The sequence below is a fragment of the Nocardioides coralli genome, assembly GCF_019880385.1.
GTDB classification, from domain to species: Bacteria; Actinomycetota; Actinomycetes; order Propionibacteriales; family Nocardioidaceae; genus Nocardioides; species Nocardioides coralli.
On sequence record NZ_CP082273.1, the window covers coordinates 2,405,593 to 2,431,326 of the forward strand.

Consider the following 25,734-nt stretch of genomic DNA (forward strand, 5'->3'; position numbering starts at 1 on the left):
GTGCCGGCGGGCGACACCCTAGCCAAGCCGGGGCCCTCCTCAGGAGAGCGGGCGGCGGAAGCCGCCGGAGGCGATCTGCTGGCCGCCGATCCAGACGTCGGCGACGTCGGCGTCGCCGGCCAGCGCGAAGACCTTGCCGATCAGGTCGTCGGGTGACTCGGCATGCCGGACGCAGACGTCCAGCGCCGTCCCCGCCCGGGGCCGGACGCAGACGGCGTCGAAGGCCATGCCGGGGCTCAGGTGGCCGACGTCGTCGAGACCGAGCGCCCTCGCACCCGCCGTCGTGGCCAGCCAGAGCAGGTGGGCCGCAGTCAACGGGATCCCGTCCGGCCCGAGCAGGCTCTGGGTGAAGTAGGCCTGCAGCCCCTCCTTGAACAGCGAGAAGCCGGTGCCGGCACCGACGTCGCACCCGAGCGCCACCCGGACACCGGCGTCGAGATGGCGCCGGAACGGGAACGATCCGCTCCCGAGGGCGGCGTTGCTGCTCGGGCAGTGGGACACCACCGTCCGCGTCGCGCCCAGCACCTCCAGCTCCTCGTCGAGCGGGTGCACGTCGTGGGCCAGGACCGCTCGCGGGCCAAGCAGCCCGAAGGCGGCATAGGTGTCGACGTAGTGCCGGTGCTCCGGGAAGAGGTCACGGACGACGGCGACCTCGGCCGGGTTCTCGTTGACGTGGGAGGTGAACCAGGCGCCGTCGACGCCCTCGAGCACCTCGCCGCACGACCGCAGCAGCTCCTCCCCCGCCGAGAGCGAGAAGCGTGGCGTGACGGCGTAGCGGGCCCGGCCGGTCCCGTGCCACCGTTCCGCCAGCGCCAGCGCCTCGTCGCGGGACCGCCCCGGGGTGGTCAGCAGCGGGTCGGGGAGGTTGCGGTCGCTGACGACGAGCCCGCTGGTGATCCGGAGCCCGAACCGCGCGGCCTCGGCGAACAGCGCGTCGACGGCGGCGGCGTAGTGGGAGCCGAACACCAGGGCGCTCGTGGTGCCGGCCGCCACCAGCCCCGACACGAACTCGCCGGCGATCGCAGCGGCGTGCCGCTGGTCCGCGAGCCGCATCTCCTCCGGCAGCGCGCAGCGGTCCAGCCACTCCAGCAGCGGCATCCCCAGCGCCCCCATGGCCCGCACCTGGGGGAAGTGGACGTGGGTGTCGACCAGTCCCGGCAGGAGCACGCCGTCGCGCACGTCGATGACCCAGGCGTCGGGGTGGTCGCGCCGTACGTCGGCGAAGTCGCCGCGGCCCACGATGACCCCGCCCGCGACCACGAGCCCCACGTCCTCGCCGTAGCGGAACCCGGCGCCCGCGAACGGGTCCTCCGGGGTGTCGAAGACCCGCGCCCGGTAGAGGACCGTGCGCTCAGGCGGGCTCGGCATCGCGGAGCCGCTGGCTGATCACGGTCGACACGCCGTCGCCGCGCATGGTGACGCCGTAGAGGGCGTCGCCGACCTCCATGGTCCGCTTCTGGTGGGTGATGACCAGGAGCTGGGAGTTCTCGCGCAGCTCCTCGTAGATCTGCAGGAGGCGACCGAGGTTGGTGTCGTCGAGCGCCGCCTCGACCTCGTCGAGGATGTAGAACGGCGACGGACGGGCCTTGAAGAGAGCCACGAGGAAGGCGACGGCGACCAGCGACCGCTCGCCACCGGAGAGCAGCGAGAGCCGCTTGACCTTCTTGCCCGGAGGCCGGGCCTCGACCTCGACGCCCGTGGCCAGCATGTCGCCGGGGTCGGTGAGCACCAGACGTCCCTCGCCGCCCGGGAAGAGCCGGGCGAAGGTGGCGTCGAAGGCCTTGCTCACGTCGGCGTACGCCGTGGTGAAGACCTCCTCCACCCGGGCGTCTACCTCGCGGACGATGTCGAGCAGGTCACGGCGCGTCTTCTTGAGGTCCTCGAGCTGCTCGGTGAGGAACTTGTGGCGCTCCTCCATGGCCGAGAACTCCTCGAGGGCCAGCGGGTTGACCCGTCCGAGCATCGAGAGCGCCCGCTCGGCGGTCCGCAGCCGCTTCTGCTGCTCCTCCCGCACGTACGGCGTCGGCTCGGGGACCTCCTGGCCCTCCTCGACGTCACCGGTGAAGGGCACGGGGACCTCGGGGCCGTAGTCGGCGACGAGCGCGTCGGGGTCGAGGCCGAGCTCCTCGAGCGCGCGCTCCTCGAGCTGCTCGATGCGCATCCGCTGCTGGGTGCGGGCCATCTCGTCACGGTGCACGGAGTTGACCAGCTCGTCGTGCTCGCGGGACAGGTCGCGCAGGGCGCCACGGACCGTGAGGAGCTGCTGCTCACGCTCGCTCCGGCTGGCCTCGACCGCTGCGCGCGCCTCGGCGGCCCGGTGGATGGAGACCTCGAGACGCTGGAGCACCACGCCGACGGCGACACCGACCGCCTCGGCTGCCCGGCCCTCGCGCAGCAGCCGCTCGCGCCGCTCGGCGGCACGCGCTCGCGACTCGCGCTCGGCCTGCGCGGCGCGCGCGAGCTGGTCGGCCCGTCCGTGCAGCGCCCGGGCACGTTCCTCGGCGGTCCGCAGCCCCAGCCGGGCGTCCATCTCACCCTGCCGTGCCTCGCGGGCGGCCTCGGCGAGCTGCTCACGCGTGGAGGTGTCCGGCTCCTCCTCGGGTGCGTCCTCGGCGGTGGCGAGCCGCTGCTCGAGCTCCGCGAGGCCGGCGAGGTCGGCGTCGCGCGCCTCCTCGGCCCGGGTGATGGCCGCGGCGAGCCGCTCCGCCTCACCCCGGGCCGCCCGGGCCTGGGAGCCGTACTGGCCGAGCTCCTCGGCCACGGCGGCCAGGGTGGCGTCGGACTCGTGGAGCTTGGCCAGCGCGACGTCGACGCGCTGGCGCGCGCTGTGGCGCTCCGCCTCGAGGCGGGAGATGTCGAAGCCGAGCCGCTCGACCGACGCGGTCGCCTCGGCCAACTGGTCGGTGGCGTCGTCGACGGCGGCCTGGATCTCGAGCAGGCTCGGCTGGCTGGAGGAGCCGCCGGTCGCGAAGTGGGCGCCGAACACGTCGCCGTCGCGGGTCACCGCAGTCACGTCGGGCGCCTCGGACACCAGGGCCCGGGCGGTCGCGAGGTCGTCGACCACGGCGGTCTTGAAGAGCAGCCGGGCGAGCGCCCCGTCGAGCTCACCGGGCGCCTCGACCACGTCGACGGCGTACGTCGCGCCGGCGGGGAGACCGGGCCAGTCGCGGTCGGTGACGGGTGCGCCGCCGAGCAGCATCCCGGCGCGGCCGAGGTCGTCGGCCTTGAGGTGTCCGAGGGCCCCCACGGCGGCGTCCGCGTCGGCGACCACCACGGCGTCGGCGGCGGCCCCGAGCGCACCGGCCACCGCGGCCTCGTAGCCGGCGCGCACCGACAGCAGCGCCGCCACCGAGCCCAGGAGGCCGGACACGTCGTCGGAGGCCGCGAGCAGGGCCCCGGCACCGTCCTTGCGGTTGAGCCCGAGCTCCAGAGCGTCCTTGCGCGCCAGCAGCGAGGCCCGCTCGCGCTCGGCCTGCTGCAGCTCCTCGCGCGCCTTCGTCAGCCGCTCGTCGAGGTCGTCGAGCTCGGCCACGGCGGCCTCGTGCTCGGCGTCGAGGCCCTCCTCGCCGGCGTCGAGGCCGGCGACCCTGGTCTCCAGGGCCGTGAAGTCGTGCTGGGCCCGGGCGGCGCGGGCGGCCGCGTCCTCGCGCGCCTGGCCGAGCCGGCCCAGCTCCTCCTCGGCGGCTCGCGCCCGGGAGCGCAGTGCGTTGACCTGGCCGTGTAGCCGGGCCAGCCCCTCCCGGCGGTCGGCGGCGGCCCGCTGCAGACCGGCGACGCGGCGCTCTTCCTCGGCAGCGGCGTCCTCGGCCGCGCGGCGTGCGGCGACGGCCTCCTCCAGCGACGTACGCCGCTCGGTGACCTCCGCCTCGATGACCTGCTCCTGCTCACGGACCGCGGCGGCCTCGGCGTCGAGCTCCTCGGGGTCGCGGCCCGACTCGCTGACCTCCTCGACGCTTCCCGCGTTTCGGACCCGCTCGGCGGCGAGGGACTGGGTGCCACGGAGCCGCTCCCGCAGGCCGTTGAGGGAGAACCACGTGTCCTGCGCCTGCGACAGCGCCGGCAGCTCGTCGCGGAGCGCGGCCTCCAGCGAGGCCTCGGTCTGCCGGGCCTCGGCGATGGCCTGCTCGACCGACGTGCGCCGCTCCACCAGCACCGACTCGTCGGCGAGCTCCTGCTCGAGCGAGGTGCGCGCGGTCACCAGGTCGTCGGCGAGGAGGCGGCTGCGGGCGTCGCGGACCTCGGCCTGGACGCCGGCCGCCCGGCGGGCCACCTCGGCCTGCCGGCCCAGCGGCTTGAGCTGGCGCCGGATCTCGGTGAGGAGGTCGTGGAGCCGGTTGAGGTTGCCGTCGGTCGCGTCGAGCTTGCGGAGCGCCTTCTCCTTGCGCTTGCGGTGCTTGAGCACCCCGGCTGCCTCCTCGATGAACCCGCGGCGGTCCTCGGGAGTGGCGTGGAGGATCGAGTCGAGCTGGCCCTGACCGACGATGACGTGCATCTCGCGGCCGATGCCGGAGTCGGAGAGCAGCTCCTGGACGTCGAGCAGCCGGCACGGGCTGCCGTTGATGGCGTACTCGGAGCCGCCCGACCGGAACATGGTGCGGCTGATCGTCACCTCGGCGTACTCGATCGGCAGGGCACCGTCGGAGTTGTCGATGGTGAGGACGACCTCGGCGCGGCCCAGGGGTGGGCGTCCGGAGGTGCCGGCGAAGATGACGTCCTCCATCTTGCCGCCGCGCAGGCTCTTGGCGCCCTGCTCCCCCATCACCCAGGCGAGGGCGTCGACGACGTTGGACTTGCCGGAGCCGTTGGGGCCGACGATGCAGGTGATGCCGGGCTCGAGCTGCAGGGTCGTCGAGGAGGCGAAGGACTTGAACCCCTTCAGGGTCAGGCTCTTCAAGTACAACGCAGGCTCCTCACCACGCCGGATGTGTCTCGAGCAGGCACTGAAACATTGGGGAAGCTCAGCGGGCCTCACCCTACCTGCGGCGAGCGGCTCCTCGTGGGAGGTGGTGGCACCGGGTCGACGGGGTCGCCCGACTGCGCTCGGCCCCCGCGAGAGACCCGCCGGGACCGCTGGCGAGCGAACTCGCGCTGCCGCCTAGCCCTGCGCGAGGGCCTCCTCGAGCGCAGCGAGCACCAGCAGCGCGGCGTCGGGGCGGGCGTTGTGGCCCATGAGCCCGATCCGCCACACCGAGGCGGCGAACTCCCCCACCCCGGCGCCGATCTCGATGCCGTGACGCTCCAGCAGCTGCGCGCGGACCTTGGCGGAGTCGACGCCCTCGGGGACCCTGACCGACGTCAGCTCGGGCAGCCGCGCGCCCTCCTGGGCGAAGAGCTCCAGCCCCAGGTCCTGCAGCCCTGCCTGGAGCAGCGCGCCGGCCTCCTCGTGGCGGGCCCACACGTTCTCGAGGCCCTCGCCCAGGATCCGGCCCAGCCCGGCGTGCAGGCTGGCGACCATCGCCGTGGGCGCGGTGTGGTGGTAGGTGCGCTGGCCCTTGCTGGCGCTGGCCTCGCCGACGTACCCGCCCAACAGCCCGAGGTCGAGGTACCACGACTGCGGCTTCTCCACGCGGCGCTCGAAGGCCCGGTCGTTGATGGTGAACGGCGCCAGGCCGGGTGCGACACCGAGGCACTTCTGGGTGCCGGCGTAGGCCACGTCGACCCCCCACTCGTCGGCGCGCAGCTCGATGCCGCCGATGCTGGTCACCGCGTCGGTGACGAGGAGGGCGTCGCCCTTGCCCGCGCCCAGGGCCGCGATGTCGGAGCGCACGCCGGTGGAGGTCTCGGCGTGGACGGCGGCGATGATCGCCGGGCTCGGGTGGGCGTCCAGCACCCGCTGGGCGTCGACGGGCGTGCCCCAGGCGTGCTCGACGGGCACGACCTCCGCCCCGCAGCGGGCGGCGACGTCGCACATCCGCTGTCCGAAGAGGCCGTTGACCGCTACCACCACCACGTCGCCCGGGTGGACCGTGTTGACGAAGGAGGCCTCCATGCCGGCCGAGCCGGTCGCGCTGAGAGGGAGCGTGCGGGCGTTGGTGGTCCCCCACACCGTGCGCAGCATGTCGCAGGTCTCGTCCATCAGCTCCAGGAACGCGGGGTCGAGATGCCCCAGCAGCGGCTGGGCCAGTGCGGCGGTCGCCTCCGGGTAGGGGTTGGACGGACCGGGACCGAACAGCTTGCGATCGACGAGGCTCATGCGGTCGAACGTAGCGGCCGTGGCCGGATCCCGCGACGTGCAGCCCGTCACCGGCTCGGCGCCCTGCGCATCCTGAAGAGCCGCCACGCCGAGCTGTCGTCGATCCACACGGCCGAGACGTGCCGCTGAGGCGCAGGTGGTGCGGTCCGCGCTCCGCGGTGCCAAGATGCCGAGAAGCCCTTCGATCGAAAGAGGTGACCTCGTGTTCGTCGTCATCGGATCGTGGGAGCTCGACCCCGAGCGGCGAGAGATGCAGCGGCAACTCCTTGACGTGATCGTCGCCGGAGTCAGTCAGGCGCCAGGGATCGTCAAGGGCTACTGGGCAGAAGACATCACTGATCCGCCCCGGTCACACACCTTCATCGTGTTCGCCGATCGCGCCTCGGCTGAGTCCTTCGCGGCAGACGTCCGCGCGAACCTGGAGAACCAGGCCAAGGCAGGGGTCACCAACCTCGGTCTCGACATTGCGGAGATCTCAGCCACGACATGACTCGACAGATCCGTCGCACTCATATCGGCACGAGCGAGCGCTCCCCGCGCGGGGCAATCGGCCCCATCTGATGGGGAGCACCCCCCAGCAGGTGACCAGCTGGAGCTGGAGGTCTAGAAGAACACCCCGGGGTTGAGGATCCCGTCGGGGTCGAGGGCGTCCTTGACGCGCCGCGTCAGCGCCATCACGTCCTCCCCCACCTGGTCGGGCAGGGCCGACTTCTTGGTCCGCCCCACCCCGTGCTCGCCAGTGATGGTGCCGTCCAGGGCGATCGCCGCGTGCATGATGTCGTCGAAGGCCTGCAGCGCCCGCAGGTGGGCAGCGTCGTCGTCGTGGGGCACCACGATCAGCGGGTGGGTATTGCCGTCGCCGGCGTGGGCGATGACGGGGATCAGCAGGTCCTGCTCGGTGGCGATCCGCTCGACCTCGGCGAGCAGCTCCGGCAGCCGCGGCACCGGGACCCCGACGTCCTCGAGCATGAGCGCGCCGAGCTGCTCGACCGCCGGGATGACCATGCGGCGCGCCTGCACGAACTGCTCGCCCTCGTCGGGGTCGTCGGTGACGAAGACCTCGGTCGCGCCGGCATCGCGGCTCGCCTTCTCCATGGTCGCGATCTCCTCGGTGCGCGAGGTGCCGGGTGCGTCGGACTGGGCCACCAGCAGCGCCCCCGCCTCGACGTCGAGGCCCATCGAGCGGTGCTGCTCCACCGCCCGGATCGAGGGCCGGTCCATCAGCTCGAGCATGGAGGGCCGCAGCCGGCCGCGGATCGCCACGACCGCCTCCGCGGCGACGGTCGGCGACGCGAAGGTCGCCACGAGCGTCGAGCGCTGCGGCTGGGCGGGGACGAGGCGCAGGACGGCCCGCGTCACGATGCCGAGGGTGCCCTCGCTCCCGACGAACAGCTTGAGGAGGCTGAGGCCGGCGACGTCCTTGATCCGCTTGCCGCCCAGGGTGACGAGGGTCCCGTCGGCGAGCACGACGTCGAGCCCCAGCACGTAGTCGGTCGTGACGCCGTACTTGACGCAGCAGAGGCCCCCGGCGTTGGTGGCGACGTTGCCACCGATGGAGCAGAACTCGTAGGACGACGGGTCGGGTGGGTACCAGAGCCCGTGCTCGGCGGCCGCCCGCTTCACGTCGACGTTGAAGGCACCGGGCTCGACCACGGCCACTTGGCAGGTCGGGTCGATCTCGACGGCGGTCATCCGCTCGAGGCTGAGGACGATCCCGCCGTCCACGGCACTGGATCCGCCGGAGAGGCCGCTGCCGGCTCCGCGCGGCACGACGGCCACCCCGTGGCGGGCGGCCCAGCGGACCGCCTCCCGGACCTGGTCCGCACGCTCCGGGCGGACGACGGCCAGCGGGGTGCCCGTGTCGGGGTCCTGGGAGCGGTCGTGCCGGTACTTCTCGACGCGCTCCGCGTCGGTGACCACGACGCCGGCGGGCAGCGCCGCGGTCAGCTCCTCCAGCGGCTCCATGTCTCCATCGAACCACTCGACACCGGTGTGGTCACCCGAGCCGGCTCAGGCCTGCCGGCGGGCGCGTCGGCGTACGGCGGCGGCGAGACCCAGGGCCCCGGCGACGAGCCCGGCCGGGAGCGCGGCGGCAGCGGCGAGGTCGGCGGCACTGTGCTGCGGCCCGGTGCCCGACATCGGCTCGATCCCGACCTTGCCGGGCACGTCGACGCTGTAGACGTCGAGCCCGCGGACGAGGTCGATGGAGTAGACGATGTTGGTCTTGGCGCCGGTCTGGCGCCCCTTGCCGTTGTAGACCGGGACCCACATGGCGTCCCAGACCTCGGAGCCACCCATATAGGCGTAGCCGAAGGACTTGATGTCGCGCGGGTCGCGGACGTCGAGGAACTGGGTGCCGCCACCGTAGTAGCCGATGGCGACGATGCCGCCTGGTCGGTAGTCGAACCAGTGCGCCGAGCAGAAGGCCCCCTGGGGCAGGTCGAGGTTCATGCCCTGCTCGGCGTGCAGGTCGCCGAGCTCGACCTTGTCGAGCGGGCTGAGCTCCTCGCCGCCCGGGCGCAGCGAGTTGACCTGCCAGGTCTGGAACGAGCCGGCCTTGTTGCAGTCGGTCTCGATGTAGTCCTCCTCCGTCACCAGCAGCACGTTGCCCTTGTCGACCGAGGGCCGCCGGCCCTCGCGGAACTCGCTGGCGGACGGGCGGTAGGAGTTGTGGTGGATGAAGTCGTTGTAGCCCTCGGCCTTGGGGTCCTCGCCCCGCCCGGCCGCGCCGCTCGTGGTCACCAGCCGCGGCTCGCGCGGCTTGGACACGTCGAACACCGACGAGCCGTCGTAACCGGTGTGGACGCCGTAGCCCGCCTCGTCGAAGTTCCACTTGTGGCCGCCCGTGGGCGACGAGAACGGCTGGATGCCCTCCTTGCCGGGGTCGCTGTCGATCTCGCGCGGCTTGTCGAGGTTGCGCAGGTCGAAGATCGAGAAGGTGTTCTTCTCCCCCGACGTGTAGGCGTAGCGGCAGTTGGTCTCGGCGATGCAGGCGACGGTGTGCGTGCCGGTCGTCGACGGCACGCCGGGGTCCTCCTCGGGCCCCAGCAGCTTCGGGTCACTGGGGTCGGTGACATCGACCAGCAGCAGCTGGTTGGCCTCGCCGCTGACGTGCGCGATGCCGTTGGAGTCGGCGGCCGCGTTGTAGAGGTCGATCCCGATCAGGGCGAAGCGGCGGACGCCCTTCTTGGTACGCCGCTCGCCGCAGTTCATCGCCTCGTTCTCGAACACGACGTTGGCCAGGACGCCGGTACGGGTCGGTTTGGTGGGGTCGCTGGCGTCCCACACGGTCAGCGCCTCGAGCCCGCTGGTCACGAACAGGGGCGCGGTCTCCATGAAGCAGCCCGCGATGCCGACCGTGCCGGGGTGGGTGCTCTGGAGCGCGACGTTGCCGCTCATCAGGGGGTTGTCCCCCTCGGCGAGCAGCTGGGTCCGCATCTCGCGGTTGCGCTCGTTGTCGCCGTGAGCGTGGGCGGGGACGGTGGTCCCGAGGGTCGTCAGCAGCAGGGTGGCCGCGGCAGCGAGGGCAGGCAGGGTGCGCATGGGCTAACAACGACGCATCACTGGGCGCGTTACGACTGGAGAAGTTGACTGCGGGCTACGCCTCGCGTGCCCCTTCTAGTCACATGTGACTATGCGAACCCGGCACATACGGGTCTGACAGGGCCGAGCAAAGAGAACCACACTCGGGGCCTCGAGAGTTCTTTCCTGGGGGGAACGAATGGGCTTCTCGTTTGGGGGAATCTGGGTGCCGTGGCCGGACCTCGGCGCCGACGGGGGATGGTCCGAGCTGAGACCGGCGAGGATCGTCATCGAAGTGGTGCTCCTCTTGGGAGCGCTCTGGCTTGTGCACCGAGCACGCGTTCGAGCGCGAGCCCGAGCAGCCGAAGCCGCGGCCCTGCTCACCCTGGCCAACAGCAGTGCGACGCGCGAGTACGAGGCACACTCCGAGCTGCGGCACGACGCTGCGAACTCCGTAGCTGCCATTAACGCCGCTTTGCACGCCCTGGGCGGTGAATACATGTCCCGCCATCCCCTCTGGGAAGCCCTTCGAGGCGAGCTGCACCACCTGGAGCGCCTCGTGTCAGGCCCGCAGGAGGAGTCCTCCCAGCCGGTAGCGGTGGACGACCTCGTCCGTGAGGCAGCTCTTCTGTGCTCATTGCAGGGCGCTCCCGTGGCGGTCGAGGCCAGCCGTACGACGGTCGTGAGCCGTCCGACAGAGGTGCGTCGAGTGGTCCAGAACCTGTTGGCCAACGCTCAGCGGCACGGGGTCGGGCCTATCGAGGTTGCAGTACGCTCCCGCGCATCGGACGTCGAGATCTCCGTGACGGACAACGGCCCCGAGATCTCTCCGACAGTCGCGGCCCGGATCTTCGATGCCGGTGTGACACGTGACCCGGCGCGAGGCGGCGGGCTGGGGCTCTACGTGTCTCGACGGCTTGCTCGCGACCTACACGGCGATCTGACGGTTCCCTCAGGCTCCGGCAGGGCGACGTTCGCACTGAGCCTGCCTGGAGGCGGCGAGCTGGATCACCCGGGCTCTGCCGGGTTGCGGGGGCTGGGATGACTTCGCCCGCGCGTGTACTCATCATCGACGACCACGAGCTGTTCGCACGCGGCCTAGAGCTCGTGCTGCGGGGTGAGGGCATTCAGGTCGACGTGGCGACGATCGACTCGCGGGAGCATGTGATTGCGCTCGCGACGCGGGTGAAGCCGGACCTGGCCCTCCTCGACCTCGACCTGGGCGAACCACTCGGCGACGGGCTCGACCTCGTCGGCCCGCTGACGGAGCTGGGGTGTGCCGTCATGGTGGTGAGCGGCACGCGCGAACTGCACCGCGTCGGCGCAGCGCTCGAAGCCGGGGCCATCGACCACGCGAGGAAAACTGAACCGGTCGAGACGTTGGTACAGCGGGTTCGACTCTTGGCCGAGGGCCACGAACCCCCCGTAGACGTACCTCGCCGGCGCGGCGCCCTGGAGAGTCTTGCCGAGCATCGCCGGCGGCAGCAAGGTGCGCTCGCGCCGCTTCGCTCTTTGACGCCGCGGGAGCAGATGGTGCTGCTGGCTTTGTCCGACGGGTTGACCGCGACTCAGATCGCAACGCGGGAGTGGGTGTCGGAGAACACAGTGCGCTCCCAGATCCGAGGCGTCCTCGGCAAGCTGGGAGTGGGTAGCCAGGTCCAGGCTGTCGCGCTCGCTTGGCGCAACGGCTGGCCTGCGGAGGCTGACCGGACCTGAGGAAACCTGGCGTGCGTTACGTCCCGCCCGGCGTCGCGAGCGGGTGACGGGTGCGCGCCTCAGGCGGGCTGGAGGTCGGACTCGACCTCGAGCACCTCGCCGGCCGCGGCGGCCTCGAGGGCGTCGTTCTGCTGGGTCAACCGGAGGGTGAGTGCCTCCAGATCGGACACGCGGGCACGAAGTCGGGCGTTCTCCGCCTCGAGTCGAGCCGTCGTCCGGGGGTCGCTGTGCATGTAGCCGATCAGCGCCTTGGCCATGGATGAGCCTTCCGAACAGGGTGGGAGTCCGGGTTTGGACTGTCTTCAAGCGTCCCACCTCGAACGTGAACGGTCAATCCGCTGCCGGCGAATTCGTGGTCACGCCCGTGGTCGCCGGGGAGCTGGCTGGCAGCGCGGGCAGAAGAACGACGAGCGGTTGGTGAAGGCGACCCTGCGGATCGGCGTGCCGCAGCGGTCGCACGGCTCGTCCTCGCGCCCGTAGGCGTGCAGCGAGCGGTCGAAGTAGCCGGACTCCCCGTTGACGTTGACGTAGAGCGCATCGAAGGACGTGCCGCCCTGTCCGAGGGCAGCGGACATCACCTGCCGTGACTCCGCCAGCAGCGAGCGCACCTGTGCCACGGTCAGCCGCGCTCCCGGCCGCTCACCGTGGATCCGCGCGGCCCACAGGGCCTCGTCGGCGTAGATGTTCCCCACTCCGGAGACCAGGCTCTGGTCGAGCAGCAGCCGCTTCACTCCCGCGCTCCGGCGGCGGACCGCCGCGACGAACACCTCGTCGTCGAAGTCGGGGTCGAGCGGGTCCCGGGCGATGTGGGCGATCTCGGGTGGGAGGACGGCTCCCCCCGGCGAGAAAAGCAGGCCCCCGAACATGCGCTGGTCGACGAAGCGCATCTCGAGGACCCGGTCGGAGGGTACGAGCGCCGGGTCTGCGTCGGCCTCGACGACCAGCGAGAACCGCACCCTCAGGTGCCGCTCGTCCGGTGCGCCGGGGCGCTGCAGCAACATCTGCCCGCTCATGCCGAGGTGCCCCAGCAGGGCATCAGCCGTGGGTGCCTCCCCGTCGACGGGTCCCAGCGAGAGCCAGAAGTACTTGCCCCGGCGGTGGACCCCGGTGATGAGGCGCCCCGCGAGGGCGGCGGCGAAGCCGTCGGGTCCACGGGGGTCGCGGCGCACCGGCCGAGGGTGGAAGACCTCGACGGCGGCGATGGTGGCGCCGACGACGTGGCGGGCGAGTCCGGCGCGGACGACCTCGACCTCGGGGAGCTCGGGCACGCGGTCAGTCGAGGCTGGTGACGGCGCCGCCGGAGGTCAGCCCCGGCAGGCCGAGCCGCTCCACGATGTCGCTGTACGCCGTCTCGGCGGCCGCCTGCTCCGCCTCCTTCTTCGAGCGACCCACGCCGTTGCCGTAGAGCGCGTCGCCCACCCGGACCTGGGCGGTGAAGGTCTTCATGTGATCGGGGCCGTCGTCCTCGATGAGGTACTCGGGGACGCCGAGCCCGTGCTCGGCGGACAGCTCCTGCAGGGAGGTCTTCCAGTCCAGGCCGGCACCCATCGCGGAGGCGGCCTCGATCAGCGGGTCGAAGAGCCGGTGGACGACCTCGGCGGAGACCTCGAAGCCGCCGGAGAGATGGACGGCTCCCAGCACGGCCTCGACGGTGTCGGAGAGGATCGAGGCCTTATTGCGTCCACCCGTGGTCTGCTCGCCCCGTCCGAGCTTGATGTGGGTCCCGAGCCCGAGGTCGCGCGCCACACCGGCGAGCGCGCGGGCGTTGACCACGGCCGCCCGGAGCTTGGCCAACCGACCCTCGGAGAGATCGGGATGGGTCCGGTAGAGCGTCTCGGTCACCACCACGCCGAGCACGGCGTCGCCCAGGAACTCCAGCCGCTCGTTGGTCGGCAGCCCACCGTTCTCGTAGGCGAAGGACCGGTGGGTGAGGGCGCGCTCCAGCAGCTCGGGGTCCAGCTGCGGATCCCCGAGCGCTGCGCGCAGCTCGGCGTAGTTGCTCAAGCCGTGCGTGGAACCGTCAGAGGACCTGTCGACGATCGGCACGGCCGCCGTACTGGCCGCACTCGCCGCACGCGCGGTGGGGCAGGTGCTTGGCACCGCAGGCCGCGTTGGCGCACGTCACCAGGGTCGGCGCGACGGCCTTCCACTGCGAGCGACGGTGGCGCGTGTTGCTGCGCGACATCTTCCGCTTCGGAACAGCCACTTCTCTCTCCTCATGCTCAGAGCCGGTGTTCCGGCCTGCGTTCGTCCCCGTCCGGGTGTCCGGCGGGTCAGTCTCCGTCGTGCTCAGCATCGTGCTGCAGGGCCGCCAGACCCGCCCATCGTGGGTCGATGGGCGCCTCGTGCGCGTGGCCGGGGTCATCGGCCAGGCGTACGCCGCACTCGGCGCACAGCCCGGGACAGTCGTCCACGCACAGCGGCTGGAACGGCAGTGCGAGCACCACCGCATCCCGCAGCAGGGGTTCGAGGTCGAGCAGGTCTCCCTCGAGCCGGCTGACGTCGTCGCCCTCCTCGCCCTCGGCCACGTCGGCGTCCTGGTCGTAGACGAACAGCTCCTGGAACGTCACGTCGACGTCGTCGTCGATCGGCTCCAGGCACCGTGCGCACTCACCGGCGAGGCCGGCGTGCGCCGAGCCGGTGACCAGCACACCCTCCATGACCGCCTCGAGCCGCAGGTCGAGGTCGACCGGTGAGCCCTCGGGGACGTGCAGGACGTCGATGCCCAGCTCTGCCGGCGCCGGGGCCGCGAGCGTCACCTGCCGCTGGGACCCCGGGCGGCGGCCGAGCTCGCGGGTGTCGAGCACGAGCGGCGCTCTCGGGTCCAGGCGGTTCAGAAGATCACTCCCGGTTCCGGGCAGACAGAACTCGGAGAATCGTAACGGTGGGGGCGCGGCACCGGCAAAAGCCCGCCGCGCCGGGTCAGGACTCCCCGTCGCGGTGTCCGCCCAGGCGGGCCACGAGGAGGTCGTGGACGAAGTCCGGGACGAGCCCCGAGACGTCTCCGCCGAAGGTCGCCACCTCCTTGACCAGGCTGGAGGCCAGGAACGACCACTCGGGGCTCGTGGGCATGAACACGGTCTCGACGTCGGTGAGCGAGGCGTTCATCTGCGCCATCTGGAGCTCGTAGTCGAAGTCGCTGACGGCGCGCAGGCCCTTGACGATGGCGTGCACGTCATGGGCGCGGCAGAAGTCGGTGAGCAGCCCGGTGAAGCCCTCGACGCGGACGTTCGCCCAGTCCGAGCAGGCCCGCCGCAGCATGTCGAGCCGCTCCTCGGGGCTGAAGAGCCGCTGCTTGGACTTGTTGACCCCAACCGCCACGACCACCTCGTCGAAGAGCCGCGCGGCGCGTCCGACGACGTCGAGGTGCCCGTTGGTGACGGGGTCGAAGGACCCCGGGCAGACGACTCGACGCACTCGGGTCTCCCGGTTCACTGGGCGGCTGGGCTGGGCGCGGCGTGACCGTACCAGAGCGTCGTCTCGCCGTAGCGACGGTCGCGGACGTCGGTGAACCCGTCCGGGAAGGTCGGGGGGTCGCTGCGCGTCGACCGCTCCACCACCACCATGGCGCCGGGAACGAGCCAGTCGAACTCGAAGAGCGACCGGAGGTCGGCGTCGACCTCGTCGGGAGCCTGGGGGTAGGGCGGGTCCAGGAACACCACGTCGTAGGGCGCGGCCGGGGGCCGACGCAGCGTCGCCGCGACGGGGGCGGACAGCACCGTTCCGGAGGTGTAGCCGACCGCGCGGGCGTTGTCACGGATGAGGGCCGCCGCACGACGATCGCTCTCGACCATGGTGACCACGCCGGCACCTCGCGACCACGCCTCGAGGCCGACCGCACCCGAGCCGGCGTAGAGGTCGAGGAACCGGAGCCCGCTGAGGGAGCCGCACCACGACTCGATGGTCGAGAACAGCGCCTCGCGGACCCGGTCGCTGGTGGGTCGGGTGTGCGAGCCCCGGTGGGTCTGTAGCCTGCGACCGCCCGCGCGTCCCCCGATGATGCGGGTCACGAGGCAGCACGTCCCGAGGCGCTGCTCATGCCTTCTCCATGAAGTCAGATTGCCGTGAATCTTCCATCGATGCCACCAGTGGCGCCAGGCCCGGCGCCCGTGCCAGGTCTGGATCGTCAACGAGCAGGGCCACGGCATCGTCACGCGCCGCCAGGATCGTCTTCTCGTCGCGGAGCACCCGGAGGCTGCGCAGGCTGGAGGCGAAACCGCTCTGCGAGCGGCCCAGGACGTCACCCTCGCGTCGCTGCTCGAGGTCGACCCGGCTCAGCTCGAACCCGTCGGTCGTCGAGGCCACCGCATCGAGCCGCTCCCGCGCCGGGCTCCCCTCCTCGGCGCGGGTCACGAGGAGGCAGAGCCCGGGCAGGCCACCGCGTCCCACCCGGCCGCGCAGCTGGTGGAGCTGGGAGACGCCGAACCGGTCGGCGTCCATGAGCACCATGGCGGTGGCGTTGGCGACATCGACCCCGACCTCGATGACGGTCGTGGCGACCAGCACGTCGACCTCGCCGCCGGCGAAGGCCCGCATGGTGCGCTCCTTCTCCTCCGGTGGCATGCGGCCGTGGAGCACCGCCAGCCGGAGCCCCGCCAGCGCCCCGGCCTCGAGCGCAGGCAGGAGCTCCTCGACGGCGGTGAGGGCCGCCCGTGCGGGCACCGGGTTGTCGTCCTCGTCGACGTCGACCTGGTCGACCTCGCCCTGCTCGGGCTCGTCACCGGCGATGCGCGGGCACACGACGTAGACCTGGTGCCCGGCGGTCACCTCCTCACGGACCCGCTGCCACACCCGCTCGATCCAGTGGGGCTGGTCGGCGAGGGGCACGACGGTCGTCTGGATGGGCGCCCGGCCGGCGGGGAGCTCGCTCAGCACCGAGGTCTCGAGGTCGCCGAACACGGTCATCGCGACCGTCCGCGGGATCGGCGTCGCCGTCATCACCAGGACGTGGGGCGGGGTGCCGGCCTTGTCCGTGAGGGCCGAGCGCTGCTCCACCCCGAAGCGGTGCTGCTCGTCGACCACGACCAGCCCGAGGTCGGCGAACTGGACGTGCTCCTGGAGCAGCGCGTGGGTGCCGACGACGATCCCCGCCTCGCCGCTGGCGATCCGCAGAAGCTCCTCGCGTCGCTGTGCCTTGGTCATCGAGCCGGTGAGCAGCGCGACGGAGGTCGCGTCGGCGGCGCCGCCGAGCATCCCGCCGCCGGCCAGGTCACCCAGCATCGCGGTGACGGACCGGTGGTGCTGCTGCGCGAGCACCTCGGTCGGCGCCAGGAGCGCGGCCTGGGCGTCGCTGTCGACGACGCGCAGCATGGCGCGCAGCGCCACCAGAGTCTTCCCCGACCCGACCTCCCCCTGGAGCAGCCGGTTCATCGGGTGGGGCTCGGCCAGCTCACGCTCGAGGACCTCGCCGATCTCGCGCTGGCCCGTGGTCAGCTCGAACGGGAGCCGCGCGTCGAACGCCGCGAGCAACCCCCCGCGGTCCCCCGCACGGGCCCTGGCGCGCTCACGGCGCAGCCGGGCCCGCCGTCGCGCCAGCACCAGCTGGGTCACCAGTGCCTCGTCGTACCGGAAGCGTTTCTGGGCGGCGGCCACCTGGCTGTAGTCGGCAGGCGCATGGATCCAGTGCAGCGCCGTGGTGGCGTCGAGCAGTCCGCGCTCCTCCCGCAGCCACGCGGGCAGCGGGTCCGGCACCTCCCCGACCAGGTCGAGCGCCTGGTGCACGACCTTGACCAGGTCCCACGTGTAGAGCTTCGCCGTCAGGCGGTAGACGGGGAGCAGCCCCTGCAGGCTGCCCGCGGCCCCCGCCTCCCCCGGCTCGTCGAAGATCAAGGAGTGGGGCGAGGCGATCTGCCAGGTGTTGCGGAAGCGCTTGACGGTGCCGACGAACAGCCCGTGGCGGCCGGGCTGCATCCGTGCGAGGTCCTTCTCGGCCTGGGACTGGTAGGGGGTGAAGAACGACAGGGAGAAGTCGGGGCCGCCGGTGCGGATCCGGACTTCCACCCGGAAGCTCGGGCGGTGGGTCCGGCGGTCGGCGAACGACTTGATCTCGCTGCCCACGATCCGGCCCACCACGGAGACCTCCTGCCCCTCGACGGGCTCGGCGACGTCGCTGACCTCGGTGGTGCTGACGTAGCGACGCGGGAAGTGGTGGAGCAGGTCACCGACGGTGACGATACCGAGACCCTCGGTGACGAGCTTGCGCTTCTTGTGGGCCTTGCCGAAGACGCTGGCCACGGGCGAGTCGAGGGTGATCACTCGACCCCCACGAGCAGCGGGTAGCGCTGCTGGCCGCCCTCGTGGACGACGACGTCGACGTGCGGGTGCCGTTCGCCGACCCAGGCCGCACAGCGCTCGGCGAGGTCGCCGGGGTCGTCCTGGCCGCGGACGAGGGTGACCAGCTCACCACCACCGCGGAGCAGCCGGTCGAGGACGTCCGTCGCGACGGCGTGGAGGTCGCTGCCGACGACGGCGAAGTCGCCGGCGATCACGCCGAGCACGTCGCCGGGCTCGCAGGGACCGGCCATCGTCATCGCGTGGCGTGCCGCGACCGTGACCGCCCCGTCGCGCGCGTGGCGGGCGGTGGCGGTCATCTCGAGGACGTCCTGGTCGAAGCTCCGGCCGGGCTCGTGGACGGCGAGGGCTGCCAGGCCCTGCACCTGGGCCCGGGTGGGGATCACCACCACCCGGATGTCGTCGTCGGCCTCCGCCGTCTCGGCTGCCACCGTGGCGACCCGGACCGAGTCGGGGTCGTTGGGCAGCAGGACGACCTCCTCGGCAGCCACCTCGCGGATCGCGTCCAGCACCTCCTGGGTGCTGGGCCGCATGCCGGGTCCACCGCGGACGACGTGGGCGCCCGCCGCATTGAAGAGCGCCTCGAGCCCGGGGCCGGCGGCCACCGCCACGATCCGGCGCCCCTTCCGCTCGGTCGTACGCCGACGGGCGGCGGCGACCTGCTCGGCGAAGTGGGTCACGCGGACCCGGTGGGGTCGGCCGGCCTCGATGCCGGCCTCGATGGCCGCACCGACGTCGTCCACGTGGACGTGGACGTTCCAGAGACCCTCGCCGCCGACGACGACGAGCGAGTCGCCGAGCGGGCCGAGCGCCTCCCGGAGCGGGGGGATGCGCTCGTCGTCGGCGTCGAGCAGGTACATCACCTCGTAGGCGGGGCCGTCCTCGGAGAGGTCGTCGGCGGGAACCGGGACCGGGATCCGGGGTCGGCCGAGCGTGGCCGGCGCGGCCGGTGCACGGCGTCCGGTGAGCACGGCCTCGGCCGCGTCGAGGATCACGGTGATGCCGCGTCCGCCGGCGTCGACGACGCCGGCGTCGCGGAGCACGGTCAGCTGCTCCGGGGTGCGCGCGAGGGCCTCCCGGGCCGAGGTGGCGGCGGCGGCGAGCACGTCAGCGGTGCGCGCCCGGGGATCGGCCGCGGCCTCGAGGGCGGCGTCGGAGGCGGCCCGCGCCACGGTGAGCATGGTGCCCTCGACGGGTTCGCCGACAGCCGCGTAGCTGGCGTCGGTGGCGTCGCGGAGCGCCGCGGCGAGGACCTCGGCGTTGCGGTCGTCGGTGCCCGCCCTGACGATCCGGGCGCCGACCGCACCGAGCATCTGGCTGAGGATGACCCCGGAGTTGCCGCGGGCCCCGAGCAGGGCGCCGCGGGCCAGGGCAGCGAGGGCCGGCCCGAGGTCGGCGCCCGGGTCACCGCCACACGCCGTCCACATGGCGTCGCGGGCGGCCGACACGGTCAGGTGGAGGTTGGTCCCGGTGTCGCCGTCGGGGACGGGATAGACGTTGAGCGCGTCGATCTCCTCGCGCGCCTCCGCCAGGGCGTCGGTGGCGGCGTCGACGAAGCGGAGCACGACCTCGAGGGAGATCTGGTCGCTGCTGGCTGCCACCATGTACCTGCCTGTCCTACCTGCCTGTCCTCGCCGGGCCCGGCACAGGCTAGTGGGTCACCCCGACGATTCGCGGGCCCCGCCGGTCATCGGATACGCTCTTCCGGTTGCCCGCTCGACCGGGCGCATCGTTCGAACACTCGACTTCCCAGGAGTACCGGTGGCTGCCGTCTGTGACATCTGCGCCAAGAAGCCCGGCTTCGGCAACAACCGTCCGTGGTCGCGCAAGATCACGAAGCGTCGCTTCGACCCCAACATCCAGCGGGTCCGTGCGACGGTCAACGGCACCCCGAAGCGCCTCAACGTCTGCACCGGCTGCATCAAGGCCGGCAAGGTCACCCGCTGACCTGACCCACGCGTCACGAAGGGCCCTCATCCACCGGGTGAGGGCCCTTCGTCACCTCAGAAGTGGGTCCACCCCGTCTCGCCCTCGTAGGCCGATCCGTCCACGGTGACGCCGGACCCTGCCCTCACCGAGCCCACCGTGTGCCAGCCCGCGGGGACCGACCCCTCCGGGAAGGTGGCGAGGAGCGCGTGGTCGTCGCCTCCGCCGAGGATGAAGACCAGCGGGTCGGCGTTGAGGGCCGAAGCCACCGCCACCAGCGGCTCGGGGATCTCGAAGGCGTCCCGGCGTACGTCGATGGCCACCCCGGACGAGGCGGCCAGGTGTCGCGCCTCGGCCAGCAGCCCGTCCGAGATGTCGATCATGGCGGTGGCCCCCGCCTCCGCAGCGACCAGGCCGGCCTCGTAGGGCGGCTCGGGGCGCCGGTACGCCTCCACGAGCACCCGCGGAGAGCGGAAGCCGCGTCCCAGGACGGCCAGGCCGCCGGCAGCCCACCCCTGGCGGCCGGTCAGGGCGAGCACGTCGCCCGGAGCGGCGCCGCTGCGGAGCACCGGTGAGACGGTGCAGCCACCGACCACGGTCACGGCGACCATCACCTGGTCGGCTCGCGTCAGGTCACCACCGACCACCGAGGCCCCGACCAGGGCGCACTCGTCGGCGAAGCCCCTGGCGAAGTCGAGCGCCCACTGGGCTGGCAGGTCGCCCGGCGCCGCCAGCCCCACTGTCAGCGAGGTCGCGCGGCCGCCCATGGCATTGATGTCGGAGAGGTTCTGCGCGGCTGCCCGGTGACCGACGTCCTCGGCCGAGGCCCAGTCCCGGCGGAAGTGCCGGCCCTCCACCATCAGGTCGGTGGAGAGGACCACGTGCCCGTTGCGCACCCGGAGCACCGCGGCGTCGTCACCGGGACCCACCAGCACCTGCTCACCCTGCTCGAACAGCGGGGTGAGGGCGTCGATGAGCGCGAACTCACCGACGTCGGCCACGGTCGCGTCGGGTGGGAGAGCCATGCCTCCCATCCCACCAGACCCCGCACGACGGGCACCTACCGGCACGCGAACGGGAGACGGTAGGTTGGCGCCGACACAAGTCATCTGACGAGGAGGCACGATGGTCGTCCAGGCCTACATCCTGATCCAGACCGATGTCGGCAAGGCGGCCGAGGTCGCTCGGGAGATCGCCGGCCTCAAGGGCATCACCCTCGCCGAGGACGTCACCGGCCCCTACGACGTGATCGTCCGCGCCGAGGCGCGCAACGTCGACGAGCTCGGCACGCTGGTGGTGCAGAAGGTGCAGAACCTCGCGGGCATCACCCGCACCCTCACCTGCCCGGTGGTGCACATCTGAGCTCGTCCGCACGGCTTCGGCGCCCCGGGACCCGTCGGTCCCGGGGCGCTGCTGTGTGTGCGGTCGCGGTGCTGGCCGGTGCGTGCACGGCGGAACCGGTGGCCATCCCGGACCCGGGGCTCCACCCTGACGCCGAGAGAGCCTGCGCGGCCCTGGTCGACGACCTGCCGCCGGCGTTGGGCGAGCTCGAGCGGGGCGTGGTGAGACCGTCCGACGCCCCCGGAGCCGCGTGGGGTGACCCACCGGTCGTGCTCACGTGCGGCGGCGACGTACCGGCCAGCTTCAGCCGCACGGCGTTCTGCCAGGAGGTCAACGGCGTCGGGTGGTACGTCCCGGACGCGGCCCTCGACGACGAGTCGCTCGACGTGACCCTGGTGACCGTGGGGCGGCGGCCGATCGTCACGGTCGTCGTCCCCTCCGAGCTGCGGCCCGAGATGGTCGCGACCGCCTCGGCGCGGCTGGCCGCCGCGGTGGCCGAGTACACCGACGAGGTGCGGCCCTGCCTCTGAGTCAGCGCAAGCCGGTGTCGCGGGCGAGTGCGAGACGGATCAGCCGGTCGACCAGCTCCGGGTAGGCCACGCCCGACGCGGCCCACATGCGGGGGTACATCGAGGTGGGGGTGAAGCCCGGCATCGTGTTGATCTCGTTGAGGACCACCCGGCCGTCGGGCATCACGAAGAAGTCGACCCGTGCGAGTCCCTCGCACTCCAGGGCCGCGAACGCGCGGGCCGCCAGGCTCCGCAGCTCCTCGGCGACGTCGGCCGGCAGGTCGGCCGGCACGTCGAGCTCGGTGTGCTCCTCGGGCAGGTACTTCGCCTCGAAGTCGTAGAACTCGTGGTCGCCCCCGATGCGGATCTCCGCAGGCTGAGTGGTGTCGACACCCCCGTCCAGCCGCTGCAGCACGCCGACCTCGATCTCGCGGCCGCCCTCCGCGGAGACCTCCACCAGCGCCTTGGGGTCGTGCTCATGGGCCTCGGCGAGGCAGTCACCGAGCTCGGACGCGTCGTGGGCCTTGGAGATCCCCAGCGAGGAGCCACCGCGTGCGGGCTTGACGAAGAGCGGGTACCCGAGACCGGCAGCTTGGTCGCGGCACGACTGCGCGTCGGCTGCCCACTCGCGTGCGGTGATCGTCACCGAGGGCATGACGGGGAGCCCGGCCGCCGACAGCACGACCTTCATGAACGCCTTGTCCATGCCCACGGCCGAGGCCAGGACGCCTGCGCCGACGTAGCGCACGCCCGCCATCTCGAGCATGCCCTGGAGGGTGCCGTCCTCGCCCCACGGGCCGTGCAGCAGCGGGAAGACGACGTCGACCTCCCCGAGGGTCGTGGGCGGTCGCGACGGCTCCTGCACCACGAGGTCGGTGGACCCGCCCTCCCGCGTCAGCAGCAGGCCGGCCCGGCCGCCGTCGACGGCGGGGAGGGTGCGCCCGTTGATCTGCAGCCGCTCGGGGTCGTCGGCCTCGAGCACCCAGCGGCCGTCGGCGGCGATGCCGATGGGCACCACGTCGTACCGGTCGCGGTCGATGGCGGCGAGGACGCTGCCGGCGGTCACGCACGAGATCGCGTGCTCGCTGCTGCGGCCACCGAAGACGATGGCGACACGGGGCTTGCGGGTGGGCTCGTTCATCGCGACGACCCTAGCCGCCTACGCTGGCGCGCATGCCCGAGGTCCCGCCCCGCAAGCCCAGCACCGTCGCTGTCACCGCCGGCCGTCCTGACCACACCCCGGACGCGCCCCTGAACGTCCCGGTGACGATGGCGTCGACGTACGTCGCGGGTGGGGAGGTCGAGTACGGGCGCTACGGCAACCCCACGTGGGCCGCGTTCGAGGAGACCCTCGGCCAGCTCGAGGGCGGTCGCTGCCTGGCCTTCTCGTCGGGGCTGGCCGCCGTCGCGACGGTCCTCGACCTGGTCGGCAACGGCGCGAGGGTCGTCGCACCCCGCCACGCCTACAACGGCAGCATCCTCCAGCTCGGCGACCTGGAGGCGCGCGGCCGGCTGACCGCCGAGCTGGTCGACATCGCCGACACCGACGCGGTGGTCGCGGCCTGCGAGGGTGCGGCCCTGGTCTGGCTGGAGTCGCCGACGAACCCGGCGCTCGAGGTCGCCGACATCGAGACGATCGCGAAGGCCGCCCGCGACGCAGGCGCCTACGTCGTGGTCGACAACACCTTCGCCACTCCCCTGCTGCAGCGCCCGCTGGACCTCGGCGCCGACATCGTCGTGCACTCCGCGACCAAGTTCCTGGCGGGGCACAGCGACGTGCTGCTGGGTGCACTCGCGACCCGCGACGACCAGCTGCACGGGGTCCTCAAGGGGCGACGCGACCTGCTCGGCGCGGTGCCCGGGACGCTGGAGGCGTGGCTGGCACTGCGCGGGCTGCGCACCCTGCACCTGCGCGTGGAGCGCGCGCAGGCGAACGCCCAAGAGCTGGTACGGCGGCTCTCGGAGCACCCGGCGGTCGCGGAGGTGCGCTACCCGGGCTTCGGCGCGATCGTGGCGATCGTGCTCGCGGAAGGCGTCATGGCCGCCGACCTGCTGGTGCGCAAGACCTCCCTGTGGGTGCACGCGACCTCCCTGGGCGGGGTCGAGTCGACCTTCGAGCGGCGGCGCCGCTGGAAGACGGAGGCAGCAACGATCCCCGACGCCCTGGTGCGGCTGAGCGTCGGCATCGAGGACGTCGACGACCTGTGGGACGACCTGGAGCGTGCGCTCGACGACCTGGTGGTGTGAGACCCGGCGTACGACGACCCGGCCCCGCAAGCCCGTCGAGACCCCCGGGGTTCGAACCAGGTCTCGACAGGCTCGACCGACGTTGGGTCAGGTCGCCGCGATAGCGAACGCCGAGCGCGCTGACACCACGACGAGCGCCCGGCGTCAGTCGGTCTCGGCCTTGGTGTCGCGGGCGATGAAGGCCTGCATCATCTCCGAGGCGGTCATCTTGCCTGCCACGACGGCCTCGACGTGCTCGGCGATCGGGGCGTCGACCCCCGTCTTGCGGGCCAGCGCGAGGAGGGAGGAGCAGGACTTCGCGCCCTCGGCGACCTGCCGGGTCGAGGCGTAGATCTCCTCCACGGTCTGGCCCCGGCCGATCCGCTCACCGAAGGTCCGGTTGCGCGAGAGCGGTGAGGAGCAGGTGGCGACCAGGTCGCCGAGGCCGGCGAGGCCCATGAGGGTGAGGGGGTTGGCACCCAGCGCTGTTGCGAGCCGGGCGGTCTCCGCCAGGCCACGGGTGATGACGGAGGCGGTGGTGTTGTCGCCGAATCCGAGCCCCACCGCCATGCCCACCGCCAGGGCGACCACGTTCTTGTAGGCGCCTCCCAGCTCGCAGCCCAGGACGTCCACCGACGTGTAGGGCCGGAACGCCGTCGAGTGGCACATGACCTGCAGCCGACGGGCGACGTCCTCGTCGGCACAGGCCACGACCGAGGCGGCGGGCTCGCGGCTGGCGATCTCGCGCGAGAGGTTGGGTCCGCTCACGACGGCGACCCGGTCGGACCCGGCGCCGGTGACCTCGCTGATGACCTCGCTCATCCGCCTGAGGCTGCCGAGCTCGACGCCCTTCATCAGCGACACGAGCGGGATCCGGTCGGGCAGCACCGGAGTCCACGCCTCGAGGTTCTCGCGGAACGACTGCGACGGCACCGCGAAGACGACCGCCTCGGCACCGGCCAGGGCCTCCGCGGGGTCGTGGGTCGCGGTCACCGACGGCGGCAGCTGGATGTCCGGGAGGTAGTCGGGGTTCTCGTGGCGCACGGCAATGGCTCCGCAGACCTCCTCGCGGCGCCCCCAGATCGTCACGTCGTTGCCGGCGTCGGCGAGGACGATGGAGAACGCCGTGCCCCACGACCCGGCGCCGAAGACCGCCACCCTGCTCATCGTGTGTCGCCCTTCTTCCGCTGCTTCTTGTGTGGGTTGCCGATCGGTCGCACCCCGGACGTCCGGGGATCGAAGAGCTCGGTGGGTGCCGGCTCGCCTCGCAGGTCGGCGACGAGAGCGACGATCGCCGCCATGATCCGGTCGGTGGCCGCGCTGATGGTGGCTGCGGACGGGGGTGGTCCCTGCAGGCCGGAGAGGTCCACGGGGTCCCCGACCTTCATCTGCACGCGCTGACGAGGCAGCACCCGCAGCCTGGCCGAGTAGGGCGGCAGCAGGGTGTGGGCACCCCACTGCCCCACCGGGATCACAGGACAGCCCGTCTCCAGCGCGATCCGGGCGGCGCCGGACTTCCCCGCCATCGGCCAGAGGTCGGGATCCCGGGTGATGGTGCCCTCGGGGTAGACCACGACGCACTCTCCGTCGCGCACCGCCTGCACCGCCGCGTCGAACGCCGTCACGGCGTTGCGGCTCAGCCGCTCCACGGGGATCTGGCCGGCGGACCGGAGGAATCCGCCGAGGGCCTTGTTCTTGAAGAGCCCCGACTTGGCGAGGTAACGAGGCAACCGGCCGTGGTCGTAGACCAGGTGCGCCGAGAGCAGCGGGTCGATGTGGGAGATGTGGTTGAGCGCCACGATGCAGCCCCCCTCGGCGGGGATCTTCTCGCCGTCCACCCAGGTCCGGCCCGAGAGGGCGAGCAACGTCGGCTTGACGATCGGCACGGCCAGGGCGAACGTCCAGCCGCGCTGCTGCCGGAGCCTGCGAACCGTCACGTGCATCCTTCGTCGGTGATCGGCCGGAGTCCGGCCCGGGCGTGGTACGTCGCAGCAGGCTACCGCCTCGGGT

General features: G+C 72.3%; 25 protein-coding genes. 7 read left to right on the top strand and 18 right to left on the bottom strand.

Annotated elements, in window-relative coordinates:
* Window positions 1–39: 39 nt before the first annotated feature.
* The 3 genes from K6T13_RS11745 to K6T13_RS11755 form a co-directional block, all read right to left on the bottom strand.
* Window positions 40–1,368 carry a guanine deaminase gene (locus tag K6T13_RS11745; RefSeq protein ID WP_222894755.1) on the bottom strand — a complete coding sequence of 443 codons (1,329 nt, stop codon included), beginning with the start codon at window positions 1,366–1,368 and terminating at the stop codon, window positions 40–42.
* A complete protein-coding gene (gene smc / locus K6T13_RS11750) occupies window positions 1,352–4,900 on the bottom strand; it encodes a chromosome segregation protein SMC (RefSeq protein WP_222894756.1) in 3,549 nt (1,182 codons plus the stop codon). The genes K6T13_RS11745 and smc overlap by 17 nt, the downstream gene beginning before the upstream one ends.
* A gap of 195 nt (window positions 4,901–5,095) precedes the next feature.
* Window positions 5,096–6,193: a pyridoxal-phosphate-dependent aminotransferase family protein gene (locus K6T13_RS11755; RefSeq protein WP_222894757.1), complete on the bottom strand. Its 1,098-nt coding sequence runs from the start codon at window positions 6,191–6,193 to the stop codon at window positions 5,096–5,098.
* 202 nt (window positions 6,194–6,395) lie between these two features.
* On the opposite strand from K6T13_RS11755, the gene K6T13_RS11760 reads away from it, so the two are divergent.
* Window positions 6,396–6,683 (top strand): hypothetical protein, encoded by a 288-nt coding sequence (locus tag K6T13_RS11760; protein WP_222894758.1) that lies wholly within the window; start codon window positions 6,396–6,398, stop codon window positions 6,681–6,683.
* A gap of 113 nt (window positions 6,684–6,796) precedes the next feature.
* Here K6T13_RS11760 and K6T13_RS11765 read toward each other — a convergent pair whose 3' ends face one another.
* On the bottom strand, window positions 6,797–8,158 hold the full coding sequence (locus tag K6T13_RS11765) for an FAD-binding oxidoreductase (protein WP_222894759.1): 1,362 nt from the start codon (window positions 8,156–8,158) through the stop codon (window positions 6,797–6,799).
* A 45-nt stretch (window positions 8,159–8,203) separates the two neighbouring features.
* A complete protein-coding gene (locus tag K6T13_RS11770) occupies window positions 8,204–9,736 on the bottom strand; it encodes an LVIVD repeat-containing protein (protein WP_222894760.1) in 1,533 nt (510 codons plus the stop codon).
* 478 nt (window positions 9,737–10,214) lie between these two features.
* Between K6T13_RS11770 and K6T13_RS17665 the strand changes: the two genes are divergently transcribed.
* Entirely contained in the window at window positions 10,215–10,760 is a 546-nt protein-coding gene (locus K6T13_RS17665; protein ID WP_430228235.1) for a sensor histidine kinase, read from the top strand.
* A complete protein-coding gene (locus K6T13_RS11780) occupies window positions 10,757–11,431 on the top strand; it encodes a response regulator transcription factor (RefSeq protein ID WP_222894762.1) in 675 nt (224 codons plus the stop codon). The genes K6T13_RS17665 and K6T13_RS11780 overlap by 4 nt, the downstream gene beginning before the upstream one ends.
* A 59-nt stretch (window positions 11,432–11,490) precedes the next feature.
* Here the strand turns inward: K6T13_RS11780 and K6T13_RS11785 are convergent, their stop codons facing one another.
* The 9 genes from K6T13_RS11785 to K6T13_RS11825 all read right to left on the bottom strand — a co-directional run bounded on the left by K6T13_RS11785 (window position 11,491) and on the right by K6T13_RS11825 (window position 19,326).
* A complete protein-coding gene (locus K6T13_RS11785) occupies window positions 11,491–11,688 on the bottom strand; it encodes a hypothetical protein (protein WP_222894763.1) in 198 nt (65 codons plus the stop codon).
* 99 nt (window positions 11,689–11,787) lie between these two features.
* Window positions 11,788–12,699 carry a bifunctional DNA-formamidopyrimidine glycosylase/DNA-(apurinic or apyrimidinic site) lyase gene (gene mutM / locus K6T13_RS11790; RefSeq protein WP_222894764.1) on the bottom strand — a complete coding sequence of 304 codons (912 nt, stop codon included), beginning with the start codon at window positions 12,697–12,699 and terminating at the stop codon, window positions 11,788–11,790.
* Window positions 12,700–12,703: 4 nt separating this feature from the next.
* Window positions 12,704–13,435, bottom strand: a complete 732-nt coding sequence (gene rnc / locus K6T13_RS11795; RefSeq protein ID WP_249423758.1) for a ribonuclease III — start codon at window positions 13,433–13,435, stop codon at window positions 12,704–12,706.
* A gap of 16 nt (window positions 13,436–13,451) precedes the next feature.
* Complete coding sequence (gene rpmF, locus K6T13_RS11800; protein WP_222894766.1) at window positions 13,452–13,637, bottom strand: 50S ribosomal protein L32; 186 nt, start codon at window positions 13,635–13,637, stop codon at window positions 13,452–13,454.
* A 67-nt stretch (window positions 13,638–13,704) separates the two neighbouring features.
* Window positions 13,705–14,238, bottom strand: a complete 534-nt coding sequence (locus K6T13_RS11805) for a YceD family protein (RefSeq protein ID WP_249423759.1) — start codon at window positions 14,236–14,238, stop codon at window positions 13,705–13,707.
* A 115-nt stretch (window positions 14,239–14,353) separates the two neighbouring features.
* The gene (gene coaD / locus K6T13_RS11810) at window positions 14,354–14,848 is read right to left on the bottom strand and encodes a pantetheine-phosphate adenylyltransferase (protein ID WP_222894767.1); all 495 of its coding nucleotides are present in this window, start codon (window positions 14,846–14,848) and stop codon (window positions 14,354–14,356) included.
* Window positions 14,849–14,862: 14 nt separating this feature from the next.
* Window positions 14,863–15,441 carry a 16S rRNA (guanine(966)-N(2))-methyltransferase RsmD gene (rsmD, locus tag K6T13_RS11815; protein WP_222894768.1) on the bottom strand — a complete coding sequence of 193 codons (579 nt, stop codon included), beginning with the start codon at window positions 15,439–15,441 and terminating at the stop codon, window positions 14,863–14,865.
* A gap of 25 nt (window positions 15,442–15,466) precedes the next feature.
* Complete coding sequence (locus K6T13_RS11820) at window positions 15,467–17,686, bottom strand: ATP-dependent DNA helicase RecG (protein WP_222894769.1); 2,220 nt, start codon at window positions 17,684–17,686, stop codon at window positions 15,467–15,469.
* The gene (locus K6T13_RS11825; protein ID WP_222894770.1) at window positions 17,683–19,326 is read right to left on the bottom strand and encodes a DAK2 domain-containing protein; all 1,644 of its coding nucleotides are present in this window, start codon (window positions 19,324–19,326) and stop codon (window positions 17,683–17,685) included. The genes K6T13_RS11820 and K6T13_RS11825 overlap by 4 nt, the downstream gene beginning before the upstream one ends.
* 157 nt (window positions 19,327–19,483) lie before the next feature.
* On the opposite strand from K6T13_RS11825, the gene rpmB reads away from it, so the two are divergent.
* Entirely contained in the window at window positions 19,484–19,669 is a 186-nt protein-coding gene (gene rpmB, locus K6T13_RS11830; protein WP_121252236.1) for a 50S ribosomal protein L28, read from the top strand.
* Between the two features lie 56 nt (window positions 19,670–19,725).
* Here the strand turns inward: rpmB and K6T13_RS11835 are convergent, their stop codons facing one another.
* On the bottom strand, window positions 19,726–20,673 hold the full coding sequence (locus tag K6T13_RS11835) for a thiamine-phosphate kinase (protein ID WP_222894771.1): 948 nt from the start codon (window positions 20,671–20,673) through the stop codon (window positions 19,726–19,728).
* 100 nt (window positions 20,674–20,773) lie between these two features.
* On the opposite strand from K6T13_RS11835, the gene K6T13_RS11840 reads away from it, so the two are divergent.
* Together K6T13_RS11840 and K6T13_RS11845 are read left to right on the top strand one after the other, a co-directional pair.
* Complete coding sequence (locus tag K6T13_RS11840; protein ID WP_222894772.1) at window positions 20,774–21,010, top strand: Lrp/AsnC family transcriptional regulator; 237 nt, start codon at window positions 20,774–20,776, stop codon at window positions 21,008–21,010.
* 53 nt (window positions 21,011–21,063) lie between these two features.
* Window positions 21,064–21,519: a DUF3515 domain-containing protein gene (locus K6T13_RS11845; RefSeq protein ID WP_222894773.1), complete on the top strand. Its 456-nt coding sequence runs from the start codon at window positions 21,064–21,066 to the stop codon at window positions 21,517–21,519.
* Between the two features lies 1 nt (window position 21,520).
* Here K6T13_RS11845 and K6T13_RS11850 read toward each other — a convergent pair whose 3' ends face one another.
* Entirely contained in the window at window positions 21,521–22,639 is a 1,119-nt protein-coding gene (locus tag K6T13_RS11850) for a D-alanine--D-alanine ligase family protein (RefSeq protein WP_222894774.1), read from the bottom strand.
* Window positions 22,640–22,671: 32 nt separating this feature from the next.
* Here K6T13_RS11850 and K6T13_RS11855 point away from each other — a divergent pair, with 32 nt between their 5' ends.
* Window positions 22,672–23,745 (top strand): trans-sulfuration enzyme family protein, encoded by a 1,074-nt coding sequence (locus K6T13_RS11855; RefSeq protein WP_222894775.1) that lies wholly within the window; start codon window positions 22,672–22,674, stop codon window positions 23,743–23,745.
* A 144-nt stretch (window positions 23,746–23,889) separates the two neighbouring features.
* On the opposite strand, the gene K6T13_RS11860 is transcribed toward K6T13_RS11855, so the two are convergent.
* Window positions 23,890–24,891, bottom strand: coding sequence for an NAD(P)H-dependent glycerol-3-phosphate dehydrogenase (locus K6T13_RS11860; RefSeq protein WP_222894776.1), 1,002 nt, complete (start codon window positions 24,889–24,891; stop codon window positions 23,890–23,892).
* Window positions 24,888–25,661: a lysophospholipid acyltransferase family protein gene (locus K6T13_RS11865; protein WP_249423761.1), complete on the bottom strand. Its 774-nt coding sequence runs from the start codon at window positions 25,659–25,661 to the stop codon at window positions 24,888–24,890. Before K6T13_RS11865 ends, K6T13_RS11860 begins: the two co-directional genes overlap by 4 nt.
* Window positions 25,662–25,734 lie beyond the last annotated feature (73 nt).